We start from the raw sequence: 15,980 nt of genomic DNA, 5'->3' as shown, positions 1-15,980 counted from the left end.
TTTATTATGCACAGGTAATTTTGTAAGTTAAATGTAAATAAATGTATATTTATCAAAATCAGCGCGGCTCGCGCATGACAGGAACAAAAAATGAACACATTCCATTGGCTAAAAGGAAAGACATGGGGCTTAAGCATTCTTACCGCGGCGTTAACCCTGAGCGCAACGGCGTCAGCAGCCCTCCCGGATTCGGCTGAGCTCAAGCAGCGCGAACTCGCTGACGGTCTGTATGAGATGGTTTACTCCCCAACGGCAAACGCGTTGTACGTTGCGAGCGCGCAGAGTTTCAAAAACGTCAACGGCGGGGTGCTCTATAAACTGGATCCCACAACGCTTGCCACGCAAGGTGAAACCCACACCGACCTGAAAAACTTCGGCATGGCAGCGGACGATAATGGCAAGGTCTACTACACCACCAACACCCTTGATGGCGGGGTATCGAAAGTGGACGTGCAAAGCGGCAAGGTGCTACAGCGCCTGATGTTTGAAGGCAAAGACAAGGATGGCGACCCGGTTGGTGCGCGTGAAATCCTCTTCCACAAGGGACAACTGTTTATCGGCGGCGTTGCCGACCCTGGGTTTATCTCCGTGGTTGATGCCAACACCATGACGCTAAAAGCCCGAATCGAAAATGCCGGGAAATGGGTGACGGGGATTATTTATTCGCCGCTGACAGACCGCCTTTATGCCGCCAATGGCGGCGGTGAAATTCTGGTGATTAACCCGGAGACGTATAAAATCGAACAGCGCTGGACGCCGGGAGATAAAAAAGCGTATTTGTTCCTGAATATGGCAGAAGATCCGGCCACCGGGCGCCTGTTCGTGACTGATGATTCAAAAGCCAAAACCACACTGGTATTTGATGAGCGCAGCGGGAAAGTTATCAAGCGTCTTAAAGGCGATGCGCTGGGAATTAAGTTTAACGCTGAGCGCAACGAAATTTTCATCACTCAGCGCGAATCCAGGAAGGTGTTGCAGCTTGACGCCGGGAGCTATGCTGTGAAAAACAGCTGGACGTTCACCAGCCATCCCAACAGTCTTCTGGTAACACCGGACGGTAAAACGTTATACGTAACCGTGAAGCAGGACTTCAATGACGACAACACGACGAAAGGCCCGGATAGTGTGGTTCGTATTTCATTAAATTAAACAATATACAGCCATCCTGTGAGGGATGGCTGACTTATAAACGTGAACGCTGAAGCAGTATCTTTAGTCCGGCCAACGGATAAAGTCGGGTTAAAGCGCCAGATGTTCTAAAGTCGCGGGGATCCTTACTGGGTAAAAGTAAAGGTGTAGCTACGTGAAGCTGGCCCCTATCCTCCTGCAAATTTCGCAGAATTAAGGATTCATTTTGGGAAAGAAAAAACCGGGCCTCGCGCCCGGTTCTGTTCCCACACTAAAAAGCCTTACGCACTCAATCCGCGATTCTCCAGCATCGGTTCGATCTTCGGATCGTGCCCGCGCCAGTTCCGGTAAAGTTCAGCTAAATCAGTGCTGTTGCCGCGGGACAAAATCGCCTCGCGGAATTTCTGTCCGTTCACGCGCGTCAAACCGCCCTGCTCGACAAACCACTGATATCCATCGTCCGCCAGCATCTGCGTCCAGAGATAGGCGTAATACCCTGCCGCGTAGCCGCCGCCGAAGATGTGGGCGAAATAGCTGCTGCGATAGCGCGGCGGTACGGCTGGAAGATCCAACCCCTCTTTTTTCAACGCGGCGGCTTCAAAGGCTTCCACGTCTTCAATGGGCTCCTGAATGCCGTGCCAGTTCATATCCAGCAGCGCGGCGCTCAATAGCTCCGTCATGTCATAACCCTTATTAAACTGGGTCGCATTGAGCATTTTTTCCCGCAGCGCATCCGGCATCGGTTCGCCTGTTTGATAGTGACGAGCAAAGTGCGCAAACACCTGGGGATGGCTGGCCCAGTGTTCATTGATTTGCGAAGGAAATTCAACGAAATCACGTGGCGTGTTGGTGCCTGAAAGCGTGGCATAGCGCTGGCTGGCAAACAGGCCATGCAGGGTATGGCCAAACTCGTGGAACAGGGTAATCACATCATCCCAGGAGATTAGCGCGGTCTGCCCGTTCGCCGGTTTTTGATAGTTGCAGACGTTATAAATCACCGGACGCGCGGCAAACTCATAAGACTGCTCAACAAAATTCCCCATCCACGCGCCGCCCGCTTTGGAATCACGCGCGAAAAAGTCGCCGTAGAACAGCGCCATGCCTTCACCCGTGTGGTCGAAAATCTCCCACACGCGAACATCCGGGTGGTAAACCGGAATATCAAAACGCTCGACAAAGCGGATACCGAACAGCTGCGTGGCGGTCCAGAATACGCCATCTTCCAGCACGGTATTGAGCGCGAAATAGGGTTTGATCTGCGACTCATCCAGCGCGTATTTCGCTGAGCGCACGCGTTCGGCATAAAACGCCCAGTCCCAGGCCTGTACCGTAAAACCACCCTGCTCGTCGTCGATGACCTTCTGAATATCCGCCTGCTCCAGCGCGGCCCTGCCGCGTGCCGCAGGAACTATCCCGCGCATGAATTCGAGCGCGGCTTCAGGCGTTTTCGCCATCTGATCGGCAATGCTCCAGCTCGCATAGTTGTCAAAGCCGAGCAGCTGCGCCTGTCTTGCCCGCAACGCGGTAAGCCGGCGGATCAGCTCGCGCGTATCGTTTTCGTCGCCTTTCTGAGTGCGTTCCCAGCCCGCGCTGAACAACTTTTTACGGGTCTCACGCAACGACAGCGCCGCCAGCGCGGGCTGTTGCGTGGTATTCAAAAGCGGGATCAGCCAGCGATCCGTCAGCCCTTTTTCTGCGGCAGCGTGAGCCGCGGCAGCCACCTCCTCCGCACTGAGCCCGTCAAGCTGGTGAACATCGTCCACCACCAGCCCTCCCGCCTTGTTCGCCGCCAGCAGGCGCTGGTTGAACTGGCTGGTCAGGGTGGCGGCTTCGGTATTCAGGGCTTTCAGCTCGGCTTTTTCATCGGCGTTCAGACGCGCGCCCGCAAGAACAAAGTGCTGATACATCTCCTCCGTCAGTCGTCGGGATTCGGCATCCAGCGCCTCGCGATCCTGCCAGACGGCTTCCACGCGGGCGAAAAGCGCATCGTTCAGCCAGATATCGTTCGCCAGCCCGGCCAGTTCGGTGGAGAACTGCTCGTCCAGTGCCTGAAGATCATCGTTGGTGTGTGCGGACGTCATGGCGAAGAACACGCTGCTCACGCGCGACAGCATGGCCCCGCTCTTTTCCAGCGCCAGCACGGTATTGTCGAAGTCCGGCGCGGCGCGCTGCGCGATAATCGCGTCAATGTCTGCACGCTTCAGGCGCATTGCTTCATCAAACGCCGGGCGATAATGGCTGTCGTTAATCGCATCAAAACGTGGCGCCTGATAAGGCAACAGGCTAATTTCAAAAAAAGGATTGTTGACCGACATCGTTTACTCCTGAGCACGGTATTTCTCCCCAGAGTAGGCCAGCCTGCGCCGGCCTGCAATGGCGTCATACAAATGTTGCCTTAACGACGTGCCGGAGAGCGTGCTATGTTAGTACAACACAAAAAGCGTTGAGGAACAGTGAGATGATTATTTTAGTTACCGGGGCGACAGCGGGTTTTGGTGAAAGCATCACGCGTCGCTTCGTCGCCAACGGACACAAAGTGATTGCAACAGGGCGTCGTCAGGAGCGTTTACAGGAGCTAAAAGACGAGCTGGGTGACAGCGTCCTGACCGCACAGCTGGACGTGCGCAACCGCGCCGCCATTGAAGAGATGATTGCCAACCTGCCTGCCGAATGGCGTGAAATTGACGTGCTGGTCAATAACGCTGGCCTGGCACTGGGCATGGAGCCTGCCCACAAAGCCAGCGTGGAAGACTGGGAAAACATGATCGACACCAACAACAAAGGGCTGGTGTACATGACCCGCGCCGTGCTGCCGGGCATGGTTGAACGTAACCGTGGCCATATCATTAACATCGGTTCCACCGCCGGAAGCTGGCCTTACGCGGGCGGCAACGTCTATGGCGCGACCAAAGCCTTTGTCCGCCAGTTCAGCCTGAACCTGCGCACCGACCTGCACGGAACCGCGATCCGCGTGACCGATGTTGAACCGGGTCTGGTAGGCGGAACTGAATTCTCCAACGTGCGTTTCAAAGGCGACGACGCCAAAGCGGATAAAACCTATGAAAACGCGAATGCGCTGACGCCGGAAGATATCACCGAAACCGTCTGGTGGGTCGCGAATCTGCCGAAGCATGTCAACATCAATACGGTTGAGATGATGCCCGTCAGCCAGACCTATGCCGGACTCAGCGTGCATCGCGGTTAATTTACCCCACCCGGCCTGCGGGCCGGGTATGTGATGGCAGGGAAAAGAATGGTAGTATGTTCAGGTTAACTCTCTGAGAAATCACAACCCATGGCCGCTGAATCGCAACTTAATCCTACCCAGCCCGTTAATCAGCAAATATATCGCATCTTACGCCGTGATATTGTTCGCTGCCTGATCCCACCGGGAACGCCACTCTCAGAAAAAGAGGTTTCGGTACGTTTTGACGTTTCCCGTCAGCCCGTACGTGAGGCGTTTATTAAGCTTGCAGAAAACGGCCTTATTCAGATCCGCCCTCAGCGCGGCAGCTATGTAAATAAAATTTCGCTTTCGCAGGTACGGAATGGCTGTTTTGTTCGCCAGGCCATCGAGTGCGCCGTGGTGCGTCGCGCCGCATCGCTCATCAACGATAACCAGTGCTACCTGCTGGAGCAAAACCTGCATCAGCAACGAATCGCCATCGACCGCAAACAGCTAAACGACTTTTTCCAGCTGGACGACGAGTTTCACCAGAAACTGGCGCAGATCGCCGAGTGCCAGCTCGCGTGGGATACCGTCGAAAACATCAAAGCTACCATCGACCGCGTGCGCTACATGAGCCTCGACCATGTTTCTCCGCCAGAGATGTTGCTGCGCCAGCATCATGATATTTTCAGCGCGCTGGAAAAACGCGACGTGGAAGCCGTAGATAAAGCGATGACGCTTCACCTTCAGGAAATTAGTGAGTCAGTTCAGTTAATTCGCCAGGAAAACCGCGAGTGGTTCAGCGAAGAATAAAACTTCGCCGCCCCCTTTCGGTTGCGGCGAAGTAGTTAGCGGACCACTAATACCGGAATAGTGGCGTAGCGCAGAATAGTTTCAGCATTCGAACCCAGCAGATGGGTTGTAATGCTCGGATTTTTTGATCCGATAACAATGACATCATATTTCCCCTCTTTGCTGAGCTTGATGATTTCATCGCGTACGTTGCCGAAGCGAACTTCACAGTCAATATTGTCCGGGGACATATCAAAGAGCCGTTTCAGCGCCTTCATCTTCTTATCAGACTCGGCGGTCATATACTCTTCGAACTTTTTAATATCGGCATTGAACCCCCGCAGTAACGAACGGCTGCTGTTAGGAAGAATGTTGACCAGGGTGATCGTCGCGCCTTCCGTCTTCGCGAGGTTGACCGCGTGGCGTACCGCTTTATCGCTCAAATCCATTTCAAACACATCAACAGGCATCAAAATTTTCTTATACATAAGCCTGACTCCTTTTCCGATGAAGGGTTATTTTCTGCCTCCAGAATGACATTGTGCATATAAACAAAACCTAAACACTTGCTCCTGGAAACTATCAGTTAAGGAAAATAACTGTCCGCTTTGTAAAGTGGTGTCCTGAACCGTCAACGCCTGCATGAAATAAGAAAAAAGTGTGAGCTTGATCAAAAGCAAATAATTTCGTTAAAGAGAGGCGTATTAATAGTGCCCCGTGAACGGCAGCCGTTGAATTAGCGCCGTAACGGATAAGTACGAGAGGAGAAAATACCATGATGACATACGACCGTAACCGAAATGCAATCACCACTGGCAGCCGCGTCATGATTAGCGGCACAGGCCAGTTCGGCGTGATTAAAGCGATCCACAGCGACGGCCTTAATGCCGAGCAGGTGCGCCGTGGTAAAACGGTTGAAGTCGAGGGATGCGAAGGTAAGTTCGAACCGATTGAGCTGATTCGCCTGGGGATGCACTAAGCTGCGCCCCGACATGCCGCCGCGGACGGCGGCATGTCATCGTGTTAAAGCCGGGAGGCGTACTCAGCAACCGTGGCCTTCGCGCCTTTTTGCAGCAACGTTTGATAGGCCTGCATGACCGCAGCCACAAACACCGCGTCCTTCGGCAGCTCGTTACCGAAAATAGCCTCAATGCCCAACAGCGCGCTAACGCGGCTTTCGCCTTCAGCGCTACCGTTTACCGCCGCCTGAATCACCGCCAGCTGCGGATCGCTCACCTCAATCGCGTTACCCTGCTCATCCACACCGCCGACATAACGCATCCAGCCCGCAACACCGAGGGCCAGCAGCGGGAAGGGTTTCTGGTGGACAAGGTGCCAGCGCACGGAATCGAGCATCCGCTGCGGCAATTTCTGGCTACCGTCCATGGCGATTTGCCAGGTGCGGTGACGCAGGGCCGGATTGCTGTAACGTGCGATCAGCTGGTCGGCATAGTGAGCTAAATCCACCCCCTTCACTTTCAGCGTCGGCGCCTGCTCTTTCAGCATCAGCGCATGCGCGGCTGCGCGATAATGTTCATCTTCCATGCAGTCGTTAATGTGCTGATAACCGGCCAGGTAGCCGAGATAGGCCAGGAACGAGTGGCTGCCGTTAAGCATACGCAGCTTCATCTCTTCAAACGGAATGACATCAGAAACCAGTTCCGCACCGGCCTTTTCCCACTGTGGACGTCCGGCGACGAAATTATCTTCAACCACCCACTGGCGGAACGGCTCGCAGGCGACACCTGCCGGATCGCGTACGCCGGTCAGCTGTTCAATTTTATCCAGCGTTTCAGCCGTGACGGCGGGCACAATACGGTCCACCATGGTTGACGGGAAGGTGACGTTCGCTTCAATCCAGTCGGCCAGTTCGCCATCAACAGCGCGCGCGTAGGCGCAGGTGACATTGCGCATCACGTGGCCGTTTTCCGGCATGTTATCGCATGACATCACGCTGAATGCTGGCAGCCCCGCCGCCTTACGCCGCGCCAGCGCTTCAACCACTACGCCCGGCGCAGATTTCGGCTGATGGGGGTTTTGCAGGTCGGCAACGATTAACGGATGATCGAACATCAGTTGTCCGGTTGCCGGGGAGTGGCAATACCCTTTCTCGGTGATGGTCAGGGAAACAATGGCGACCTGCGGCTCGCACAGCGCCGCCAGCACGGTTTCAAGGCCGTCGACCTGCGCATGCAGCGCATTTTTGACGACGCCGACCACGCGCGCCGTCCACGCATCGGCAGACATCTCTGCTACGGTATAAAGGTTATCCTGTGCCTTCAGATCGGCGATCTGCTGTTCGCCGCCAATCAGGTTAACTTCGCAGTAACCCCAGTCGCTGCCCTGTTCTGCGGCGAGTATATCGGTGTACACCGCCTGGTGCGCACGGTGAAACGCGCCAAACCCTAAATGAACAATGCGTGCCTTGAGGCTGTCGCGATCGTACTGAGGACGCGTTGCCTTCGCCTGTAATAAACGGTTTTCCATGATTGAGACTCGTTAATTATGAACGCTGAGATCCGCAGCCGCTCTGGTGACAGTGCGGCTGCGCCGGTTGACTAAACCAACTAGAATGGCAGTGTCATTACTTTATCCTGCCGATCACAATACTGGTTATGCTGCCATGAACATTGATTTACATTAACTTTCGGCCAAGTGGTGTGATATAAAAATCAAGTTGTGTGACATCTGGCAAAAGATATAAACCAGCTCATACAGGGGTGCGCACCGTCTGCTCGCCGGACCGGACCGTCGGCTCACGCCACAACCTGTCGTAGGAATAGCCTGTTAAATCTTCCACGACCCGGCGAGCTTCGGCGGATACGCGTTGGGGAGAGCCGTTGGCTTTCAGGCGATCCAGCTCATCCACAAAGATTTTGTGCGTACGCTTGTTAAGGTTGAATGTCAGAGCCTGCCACAGGGCCAGGATAAGCAAGGCAGCAGTGCCGATGAACATCAGCATTGCGATGGTGTGGATGGCTTCGGTTGGCTGCGTCTGGCTCCCTTTTACAAATCCGCCGCTTTGTAACAGGAGACCCACAATAAAGGTGGCAATAGCGACCGTGGTTTTTCGGGAGAATGTCATTACCGCGGCAAACAGTCCCTCACGACGCTGACGGCTGACCATTTCATCGATATCTGGAATGAACGGGAACACGTTCCACGGTGTAAACTCAAGGACGCAGCGCCCCACCTGATACACCCCGGCCAGAATGACCAGCGTCGCGACGGTATTCAGCGCAGGGATCTGGTACACGGCAAAGAAGCCCCCCAAACAGAGCAACATCAGTGAATAGGCAAATACATATAGCTTTGATGGCCCATATCTGATGATCCCTATACCCGCAATTAACGTGACGGGCAGCCCCACAATACTCATCGACAGCAGCGTGCCTGCCAGTGAGGAAGAGACATTCAGACAGTAGACGCAGAAAAATACAAATACCGTGTTGTAGACATCTTTGCCGGTAAACGACAGCAGATAGATGGCGAGATGTTTCCTGAAGGCCCGGATTTTCAGGGTGGAACCATACTCCTTAAAAAGTCGTCCAAAGGCAGCCAGCTTCTCCCCTGCTGTTTGTGGGCGTGTGTTTTTTTCTAGCCCGGAGAGCATTTCCGGCGTCAACTCGCGTTCCCAGGTCACTTTCCACGAGATGAATACACATACCATAAACAGTACAGCAAAAATAACGCCGTTTATGAGGTAGGCATGGGCGCTGTTTTCCCCGAAATAGCCGATCAGTAATCCGGGAATAAATGTCGCCAGAAACGTCCCGGACGCTGAAAGAAACATGCGACAGGTAGAGAGTTTGGTCCGCTGGTTAAAGTCTTTTGTCATTTCTGACGGTAACGTTTCCCAGGGGATCAGTACCATTGCAGCAATAATTTCAAATGCAAGATAGACGGCGAGATAAAAGCCGTATGTCATACCATCAAGCCACAGCAATGCATAGACCAGCATCAACGGTGCACCGATCAGCAAAAAGAAACGTCGGCGACCAAATTTTTTACCAAAATAGTTTTTGTAAAAATGATCAGTGAAACTTCCCATAAACAAACTAACGATAGCATCGACAATGCGCGCTATAGCAACAATAGACGCCGCTTCAACCGGTGACAACCCAACAAATGTCGTATAGAAGAATAATAACCAGGCGCCGATAACGGTAAAGGCACCGCCGCCCATAATATCCGTTAGTCCGTAGCCGATACTAACCGGAATAGTAATTTTTTTTGCAGTACGAGACATGTTCCATCCCCACTCAGTGAGTAGAATTTAGAATCTGAAATAGTTTTCAGCATTATCATGGCAAATATTTTTAACCATCTTCGTTAGGATGGCGTTATTATCCGGAACTTCACCACGCTCCACCCAGCCACCAATGATATTGCACAAAATACGACGGAAATAATCGTGGCGAGTATACGAAACCAGACTACGGGAATCGGTTAACATACCGACAAAATTCATTAATAGCCCCTGATCCGCAAGGCTATGTAGCTGGTTTTCCATTCCGCGTTGAGTGTCGTTAAACCACCATCCGGAGCCAAACTGTATCGGCGATTTAACGCCCAATTCCGCAGTCTGAAAATTAGCGATAGTCGTCGCGACAATATCGTTATAGCTGGCGTTGAGGTTATATAGAATGGTTTTGGGCAAAGCTTCAGCCTGCGCCATTGCATCCAGGAGTTGGTTGAGATTGGCCGCAAGATTCGACTGATCGGTCAGCGAGTCAAAACCAGTATTACTACCCAAAGAACGGTACATGCGGGAATTATTATTGCGAATCGCACCGAAGTGTATCTGCATTGCCCAGTTATGCTGCCTGTAATTATGCGCCAGCATAATAAAAATGGCACTGTCAAGAATCGCATTATTACGGGCGTCCAGATTTTCACCCCGGCGCTTTCGGGCAAACACGGATTCCACCTGTCTTTCATCTGCTGACTGAAAATGGATCTCCACGGGTCCGTGATCGGAAATTCGGCACCCCATTTCGTGGAACCAGGCAATACGCTGGCTCATTCCCTTGACAAAATCGCTGAATGACTGGATTTTAGATCCTGTCGTCTCACCTAATCGATCGATAAAGTCGGCAAACTGTTCCGCGTTTTGCGCAAAAACATCGTCCGGACGAAAGGTCGGTAATACCTTAACGTTGAACGTCGCGTCATCACGCAATAATTGATGGTAGCGTAAATCATCAAGCGGAGCATCTGTCGTACAAATAACTTCTACCCTGGAGCGTTTAATGAGTTCCCTCGGCGTAAAATCAGGCTGCTGCAATAGCAGATTACAGCGCTCCATTATTTCACGCCAGTTATGCCTGCCCAGCGGTTCGTCACAGTTAAAATAGTGGTGAAGTTCTAAATGAGTCCAGTGATAGAGAGGATTTCCATAGCTCGCTTCGACCGTTTCAGCCCATGCCGCAAATTTATCCTCCGCCGGGGCATCGCCCGTAATGTATTTTTCGTCAATACCGTTGGCGCGCATGGCCCGCCATTTATAATGATCGCCAGCCAGCCAGAGTTCGGTAATATTATCGAGATTTTTATTCTCGAAGATATCTTTCGCGTCCAGGTGACAGTGATAATCAATAATTGGCAGCGCTTTCGCGACGTTACGATAAAGTTCAACACCTCTCGCATTGCCAATCATAAAGTTATCGTTAATAAAACTCATGACAGGGCTCCATATTTCCGCTGCTTCGCTGCGGTATCGCTCTGGCGCAGGGGTTCAGCTGCATCTTCCACCAGGCTCAAATCGCGGTCGCGCACTTCTGGCATCAGCAAAGCGGAGACCAGCCCAATCAGCGAGTACGCCACCAGCATCGCCACAATCGGCCACCAGGACCCGGTCATATTGCAGAAGATCCCCGCCAGCACCGGACCAAAGCCTACCGCCACCAGACCGCCCGCCTCTTTGGAGATCGCCATGCGGGTAAAGCGGTTCCGCGATCCAAACATCTCCGCCATGGTGATGTTTTCCAGCGCAAACAGCCCGAGCACCGCAAAGTTATGAATAACGATGATAGAGAGCATAATCACGCCCGGCGCGTAACTCTTATCGACGATAATCGACAGCATCGGGTAAGCCAGAATAATGGCTGAAATGTTAAGGATGATATATGGCAGACGGCGCCCCACTTTATCGGACAGCCAGCCCAGCAGCGGGATGGAGACGAAGCCAAGAATCGAACTGATCATCAGCGCATCGGTTGGGATCGCCTTATCAAATAACAGCGTCTGTACCAAGTACCCGGCAAGGAAGGTCTGGATAAGCCCAGAGTTACCGGCCTGACCAAAGCGCAGCCCCGTCGCCAGCCAGAACGATTTGCTCTTAAACATCGCGCCGACCGAGGTATCCTGCGCAGCAACCGGCGCAACGGCTTCGGCATCGTTTACCTTCTCAAACACCGGGCTCTCTTTAAGGTTCATACGCAGCCAGATGGCGAAGATCATCACCACCACGCTGGCGAGGAACGGCACGCGCCAGCCCCAGGCAATAAGTTCTTCACGATCGAGGGCAAAGAACATCACGGCCCAGATCGCCGTGGCGCTCAGCGTTCCACAGTTGGTGCCCATGGCCACCAGCGAGGAGATGATGCCGCGTTTACCCTTCGGGGCGTATTCGGCCAGCATGGTGCCTGCGCCGGAGATTTCAGCCCCCGCGCCCAGCCCCTGAATAATACGCAGCGTCACCAGCAGCACCGGTGCGAAAATCCCGATCTGCGCGTAGGTTGGCAGGACGCCGATTAAGGTGGTGCAGATCCCCATCATGGTGATGGTGATAAACAGCACTTTTTTACGGCCAATTCTGTCGCCCATTCTGCCGAAGATAAATGCCCCGACGATACGCGCGATGTAGCCTGCGCCGTAGGTGCCCATCGCCAGGATCAGCGCCATGGCCGCCGATTGCTCAGGGAAGAAAATTTCATGAAACACCAGCGCGGCGCCAAGGGAGTAGAGCTGGAAATCCATAAACTCCAGGGCGGTGCCCAGCCAGCCAGATACGGCGGCTTTCACCAGATCTGACGTACTTCTTTGAGGTTGTGCTTGAGTCATAATGGCTATCTCTGCAAGGTAAGATGCGTACCACTGAGAGCCTGTCTTCGCAGGCTCTTAACCGCGTGAATTATTATTGGTCGAACGTGAGCAAGACTTTGCAGCACTGCCGCTGGTCTTTTTCAAACAGTTCGATGGCGTCTGTAACGTGGTGATAGTCAAAAGTATGGGTGACCAGTTTTTCAGGGTCGATCAGCCCTTTTTCCAGCCAGTCAATGACCACCGGGAATTTGTTGGCATTCAGGCGTGAAGAGAAGATCGACAGCTCTTTGCCGGTGATCCCCTGCTGCACGATCTGGCTCGGGTCACTGGAGAAGCCCATCAGCACGATGCGCGCCGCCGGAGACGCCAGCGTAATCGCTTCCTGTAAAATGGACGGATGACAGGCAGCATCGATGATTAACGTCGGCTTGATGCCTTTTTCATCCAGCGCGGCCTGTAAAGAATGCTCGCCGTTGTTGAAGACCCAGTCTGCGCCGCTGCGTTGCGCCATCTCCAGCCGCTCATCAATGCGATCCACCACGATGACCTGCTTCACCTTGTAAACGCCCTTCAGCGCCTGCACGGTGACCAGCCCCATCGGGCCTGCGCCGTAAATCAGCGCTACGTCCTGTTCGGTGGGTTTCGCCTGCCCCGTTACGTTGGCGGCAATGGTGAATGGCTCAACCATCACCGCGTGGTGGTCAGGGATCGCATCCGGAATGCGCCAGGCATTTTTCGCCGGCACCACGGCGTATTCGCTGAAGCCGCCGTCACGGTGGACGCCCAGCACCACCAGCGAAGTACAAACGTTCGGTTTTCCAACGGAACACGGGTAGCAGTGCCCGCAGCTGATCACCGGATCAACCGAAACGCGCTGGCCCAGTCGGGTGCCCTCCACGCCTTCGCCAACCGCGTCTATTTCGCCAAAGAACTCGTGACCGATTACCCGCGGGTATTTTGCAAACGGGTTATGCCCGCGATAGATATGGCTGTCTGAACCGCAAATACCGGCGAGCTTAATTTTGACGCGGACGTCGCCTGCGCCCGGCAACGGGAGAGGACGCTCTTCAATCACCAGCACATCCGGCTGTTGGATCACTACGCTTTTCATCATTCGCTCCTCGTTTACCAGTTCCAGAGGGTGCCGTCTTCCAGACGAGCCACCGGCAGATAAGCCGGATCGTACGGGTATTTCGCCGCCAGCTTCTCATCAAACTCAATGCCCAGCCCTGGCTTGTCGCCCGGGTGCATATAGCCGTTATCGAAGCGCCAGCTGTGCGGGAACACTTCCAGCATCTGCTCCGAATACCCCATATACTCTTGCACGCCAAAGTTCGGTACCCACAGGTCAAAATGCAGCGCCGCGGCGTGGCAAATCGGCGACAGATCCGACGGGCCGTGTGAGCCGGTACGCACCTGATAAAGTGAGGCAAAGTCCGCAATGCGACGCATCCCGGTGATGCCGCCCGCATGGGTTATGGTGGCGCGGATATAGTCAATGAGCTGCTCTTCAATCAGCTGCTTGCAGTCCCAGATGCTGTTGAACACTTCCCCCACCGCAATTGGCGTGACGGTGTGCTGGCGGATCAGGCGGAAACACTCCTGGTTTTCAGCGGGAGTCGGATCTTCCATCCAGAACAGACGGTACTCTTCAATGCTTTTGCCGAATCGCGCCGCTTCGATGGGCGTCAGACGGTGGTGCATGTCGTGAAGGAGATGTTCATTGAAGCCGAACTGACTGCGCACTGCGTCGAACAGTTTCGGCGTGAAGTCGAGGTATTTTTCAGTGGACCACAGCTGCTCTTCCGGCCAGGCGCCCTTGGTCGCTGGCTCATACGCCAGCCCTTTTCCTTTTGCCATGCCGTAGGTGGTTTTCATTCCCGGCACGCCGCACTGCACGCGAATTGCCTTGAAGCCCATCTCTTTATGACGGGCATAATCTTCCAGCACGTCGTCAATGGTGTGCCCGGTGGTGTGACAATAAACCATCACCCCTTCCCGGGAGGCTCCGCCCAGAAGCTGATAGAGCGGCATGTTCGCGGCTTTCGCCTTAATGTCCCACAGCGCCATATCCACGGCAGAAATCGCTGACATGGTGACCGGACCACGACGCCAGTAAGCGCCTTTATAGAAGAACTGCCAGATATCTTCGATGCGGTGCGCATCGCGGCCAATCAGCTGAGGGCACAGGTGATCTTTCAGGTAGGAGGCAACGGAAAGTTCACGTCCGTTCAGCGTGGCATCACCCAGGCCGACAATGCCCTCATCGGTGGTGATTTTAAGGGTGACAAAGTTACGCCCCGGGCAGGTGACAAATACTTCAGCCCCGACAATCTTCATAATCCATTTCCTTACATCGCTCGTTGTGATGCAGGAAATTTACGCAACTACACTACTACCATACAAGTATAATGATCGTAAAATCAGCGGGCGATCACACTATAAGGACGCTTATGCGCGTCCCCAACCGGCCACGATGATCAACATGCCGCACAGGGCAATCAGCGCGCCTGCCCAGTCATACAGGCTTAGCCTGACGCCATCGACAACGCGCAGCCACAGCAGCGCGGTACAGACGTACACTCCGCCGTAGGCCGCATATACCCTCCCGCTGGCGGCCGGATGCAGGGTGAGCAGCCAGACAAAAAGGGCCAGGGACACACCCGCCGGGATCAGCAGCAGCGCGGAAGCGCCCCGCTTTAGCCAGAGCCACGGCAAAAAGCATCCGATGATTTCGCACAGCGCGGTCGCGAAAAAAAGCAGCGTCGTTTTGAACATTTTTCTCGTTTCGTGAGGATTGATTTATACATCATACGCGATAATGTTCACATCGTTCCCATACCTGCCGCGCGGGTATGACACCCTTTCGGATTGGTGTAGAATCCAACGGGGTAATCCGATTGTCTGCACCCGTTTAAAGGAAACGCTATGACTACATTAAGCAAACGCCTTTGTCTGACAGCCGTACTGGCGCTGTCATCGTTCGCCTTCGCCGCAACGGCATCAGCCGAAACCAGCAAACTCATCATTGAGTCTGGTGACAGCGCGCAAAGCCGTCAGAACGCCGCCATGGACAAAGAACAATGGAATGACACCCGCAGCCTGCGTCAGAAAGTGAATAAGCGCGTGGAAAAAGAGTGGGATAAAGAAGACGTCGCGTTTGATGCCCGCGACAAATGCCAGCAAAGTGCCAACGTCAACGCTTACTGGGAGCCTAACACCCTGCGCTGTCTGGATCGTCGCACTGGCCGCACGGTAGCACCGTAATGTCGACGCCGTGTGACGTTAAGCTCCGTCCGCTGGAGCGCGAAGATTTACGCTTTGTTCACCAGCTCGACAACAATGCCAGCGTGATGCGCTACTGGTTTGAAGAGCCTTATGAGGCGTTTGTCGAGCTGTCCGATCTTTACGACAAGCATATCCACGATCAGAGTGAACGCCGGTTTGTGGTGGAGTGCGAAGGTGAGAAAGCCGGGCTGGTTGAACTGGTTGAGATCAACCACGTTCACCGTCGGGCGGAATTTCAGATCATTATTTCACCGGAGCACCAGGGGAAAGGTCTTGCGTCGCGGGCGGCAAAGCTGGCGATGGATTACGGGTTTAACGTCCTGAATCTCTACAAGCTTTACCTTATCGTCGACAAAGAGAACGAAAAAGCGATTCATATCTACCGTAAGCTGGGCTTTATGGTGGAAGGTGAACTGATCCATGAGTTCTTTATTAACGGCGAATACCGTAACACCATCCGCATGTGCATTTTCCAGCATCAGCATCTGGCCGGGCATAAGTCCTCCTCCGCCAGCCTGCTTAAACCCACCGCGCAGTAACCTGCGCGGTTTTATTC

General features: G+C 53.8%; 15 protein-coding genes. 6 read left to right on the top strand and 9 right to left on the bottom strand.

Annotation, left to right across the window (positions count from 1 at the left end):
* Nucleotides 1–90 precede the first annotated feature (90 nt).
* Nucleotides 91–1,149: a YncE family protein gene (locus RS584_RS09920; protein ID WP_017384534.1), complete on the top strand. Its 1,059-nt coding sequence runs from the start codon at nucleotides 91–93 to the stop codon at nucleotides 1,147–1,149.
* Between the two features lie 260 nt (nucleotides 1,150–1,409).
* Here the strand turns inward: RS584_RS09920 and dcp are convergent, their stop codons facing one another.
* Entirely contained in the window at nucleotides 1,410–3,443 is a 2,034-nt protein-coding gene (gene dcp, locus RS584_RS09915; RefSeq protein ID WP_315749557.1) for a peptidyl-dipeptidase Dcp, read from the bottom strand.
* 143 nt (nucleotides 3,444–3,586) lie between these two features.
* Between dcp and ydfG the strand changes: the two genes are divergently transcribed.
* Nucleotides 3,587–4,333, top strand: coding sequence for a bifunctional NADP-dependent 3-hydroxy acid dehydrogenase/3-hydroxypropionate dehydrogenase YdfG (gene ydfG / locus RS584_RS09910; RefSeq protein WP_315749555.1), 747 nt, complete (start codon nucleotides 3,587–3,589; stop codon nucleotides 4,331–4,333).
* 90 nt (nucleotides 4,334–4,423) lie between these two features.
* Nucleotides 4,424–5,110, top strand: a complete 687-nt coding sequence (locus RS584_RS09905) for a GntR family transcriptional regulator (protein ID WP_003857403.1) — start codon at nucleotides 4,424–4,426, stop codon at nucleotides 5,108–5,110.
* Between the two features lie 35 nt (nucleotides 5,111–5,145).
* Here RS584_RS09905 and RS584_RS09900 read toward each other — a convergent pair whose 3' ends face one another.
* The gene (locus RS584_RS09900) at nucleotides 5,146–5,577 is read right to left on the bottom strand and encodes a universal stress protein (RefSeq protein ID WP_032104056.1); all 432 of its coding nucleotides are present in this window, start codon (nucleotides 5,575–5,577) and stop codon (nucleotides 5,146–5,148) included.
* Nucleotides 5,578–5,864: 287 nt separating this feature from the next.
* Between RS584_RS09900 and ydfZ the strand changes: the two genes are divergently transcribed.
* Entirely contained in the window at nucleotides 5,865–6,068 is a 204-nt protein-coding gene (ydfZ, locus tag RS584_RS09895) for a putative selenium delivery protein YdfZ (RefSeq protein WP_003857405.1), read from the top strand.
* 44 nt (nucleotides 6,069–6,112) lie between these two features.
* Here ydfZ and RS584_RS09890 read toward each other — a convergent pair whose 3' ends face one another.
* The 7 genes from RS584_RS09890 to RS584_RS09860 form a co-directional block, all read right to left on the bottom strand.
* Nucleotides 6,113–7,576 carry a mannitol dehydrogenase family protein gene (locus RS584_RS09890; protein ID WP_315749552.1) on the bottom strand — a complete coding sequence of 488 codons (1,464 nt, stop codon included), beginning with the start codon at nucleotides 7,574–7,576 and terminating at the stop codon, nucleotides 6,113–6,115.
* Between the two features lie 223 nt (nucleotides 7,577–7,799).
* Nucleotides 7,800–9,338 carry an MFS transporter gene (locus RS584_RS09885; RefSeq protein WP_015570613.1) on the bottom strand — a complete coding sequence of 513 codons (1,539 nt, stop codon included), beginning with the start codon at nucleotides 9,336–9,338 and terminating at the stop codon, nucleotides 7,800–7,802.
* A gap of 27 nt (nucleotides 9,339–9,365) precedes the next feature.
* Nucleotides 9,366–10,772, bottom strand: a complete 1,407-nt coding sequence (gene uxaC / locus RS584_RS09880) for a glucuronate isomerase (RefSeq protein ID WP_315749549.1) — start codon at nucleotides 10,770–10,772, stop codon at nucleotides 9,366–9,368.
* Nucleotides 10,769–12,154 carry an MFS transporter gene (locus RS584_RS09875; RefSeq protein WP_017694076.1) on the bottom strand — a complete coding sequence of 462 codons (1,386 nt, stop codon included), beginning with the start codon at nucleotides 12,152–12,154 and terminating at the stop codon, nucleotides 10,769–10,771. The genes uxaC and RS584_RS09875 overlap by 4 nt, the downstream gene beginning before the upstream one ends.
* 73 nt (nucleotides 12,155–12,227) lie before the next feature.
* Complete coding sequence (locus RS584_RS09870) at nucleotides 12,228–13,247, bottom strand: Zn-dependent oxidoreductase (protein ID WP_023296536.1); 1,020 nt, start codon at nucleotides 13,245–13,247, stop codon at nucleotides 12,228–12,230.
* A 14-nt stretch (nucleotides 13,248–13,261) separates the two neighbouring features.
* Nucleotides 13,262–14,476 carry a D-mannonate dehydratase ManD gene (gene manD / locus RS584_RS09865; RefSeq protein ID WP_017384541.1) on the bottom strand — a complete coding sequence of 405 codons (1,215 nt, stop codon included), beginning with the start codon at nucleotides 14,474–14,476 and terminating at the stop codon, nucleotides 13,262–13,264.
* A gap of 111 nt (nucleotides 14,477–14,587) precedes the next feature.
* Nucleotides 14,588–14,914 carry a YnfA family protein gene (locus tag RS584_RS09860; protein ID WP_003857412.1) on the bottom strand — a complete coding sequence of 109 codons (327 nt, stop codon included), beginning with the start codon at nucleotides 14,912–14,914 and terminating at the stop codon, nucleotides 14,588–14,590.
* A gap of 150 nt (nucleotides 14,915–15,064) precedes the next feature.
* Here RS584_RS09860 and RS584_RS09855 point away from each other — a divergent pair, with 150 nt between their 5' ends.
* Both RS584_RS09855 and speG read left to right on the top strand, forming a co-directional pair.
* The gene (locus RS584_RS09855) at nucleotides 15,065–15,403 is read left to right on the top strand and encodes a DUF1283 family protein (RefSeq protein ID WP_006808856.1); all 339 of its coding nucleotides are present in this window, start codon (nucleotides 15,065–15,067) and stop codon (nucleotides 15,401–15,403) included.
* Entirely contained in the window at nucleotides 15,403–15,963 is a 561-nt protein-coding gene (gene speG / locus RS584_RS09850) for a spermidine N1-acetyltransferase (RefSeq protein WP_003857416.1), read from the top strand. The genes RS584_RS09855 and speG overlap by 1 nt, the downstream gene beginning before the upstream one ends.
* Nucleotides 15,964–15,980: the final 17 nt, after the last annotated feature.

This window comes from Enterobacter sp. DTU_2021_1002640_1_SI_PRY_ASU_LCPMC_013, assembly GCF_032389435.1.
In the GTDB taxonomy this organism is placed as follows: domain Bacteria; phylum Pseudomonadota; class Gammaproteobacteria; order Enterobacterales; family Enterobacteriaceae; genus Enterobacter; species Enterobacter hormaechei_C.
The sequence above is the reverse complement of the archived record's forward strand: the minus strand, read 5'-3'. Positions and strand labels throughout refer to the sequence as shown.

Bases quoted from the DNA above. Each gene is read 5' to 3' on its own strand.
- RS584_RS09890 (WP_315749552.1), bottom strand. From the start codon at position 7,576: ATGGAAAACCGTTTATTACAGGCGAAGGCAACGCGTCCTCAGTACGAT.
- RS584_RS09920 (WP_017384534.1), top strand. From the start codon at position 91: ATGAACACATTCCATTGGCTAAAAGGAAAGACATGGGGCTTAAGCATT.
- RS584_RS09875 (WP_017694076.1), bottom strand. From the start codon at position 12,154: ATGACTCAAGCACAACCTCAAAGAAGTACGTCAGATCTGGTGAAAGCC.
- dcp (WP_315749557.1), bottom strand. From the start codon at position 3,443: ATGTCGGTCAACAATCCTTTTTTTGAAATTAGCCTGTTGCCTTATCAG.
- RS584_RS09885 (WP_015570613.1), bottom strand. From the start codon at position 9,338: ATGTCTCGTACTGCAAAAAAAATTACTATTCCGGTTAGTATCGGCTAC.
- speG (WP_003857416.1), top strand. From the start codon at position 15,403: ATGTCGACGCCGTGTGACGTTAAGCTCCGTCCGCTGGAGCGCGAAGAT.
- RS584_RS09905 (WP_003857403.1), top strand. From the start codon at position 4,424: ATGGCCGCTGAATCGCAACTTAATCCTACCCAGCCCGTTAATCAGCAA.
- RS584_RS09900 (WP_032104056.1), bottom strand. From the start codon at position 5,577: ATGTATAAGAAAATTTTGATGCCTGTTGATGTGTTTGAAATGGATTTG.
- manD (WP_017384541.1), bottom strand. From the start codon at position 14,476: ATGAAGATTGTCGGGGCTGAAGTATTTGTCACCTGCCCGGGGCGTAAC.
- RS584_RS09860 (WP_003857412.1), bottom strand. From the start codon at position 14,914: ATGTTCAAAACGACGCTGCTTTTTTTCGCGACCGCGCTGTGCGAAATC.
- RS584_RS09855 (WP_006808856.1), top strand. From the start codon at position 15,065: ATGACTACATTAAGCAAACGCCTTTGTCTGACAGCCGTACTGGCGCTG.
- ydfZ (WP_003857405.1), top strand. From the start codon at position 5,865: ATGATGACATACGACCGTAACCGAAATGCAATCACCACTGGCAGCCGC.
- RS584_RS09870 (WP_023296536.1), bottom strand. From the start codon at position 13,247: ATGAAAAGCGTAGTGATCCAACAGCCGGATGTGCTGGTGATTGAAGAG.
- ydfG (WP_315749555.1), top strand. From the start codon at position 3,587: ATGATTATTTTAGTTACCGGGGCGACAGCGGGTTTTGGTGAAAGCATC.
- uxaC (WP_315749549.1), bottom strand. From the start codon at position 10,772: ATGAGTTTTATTAACGATAACTTTATGATTGGCAATGCGAGAGGTGTT.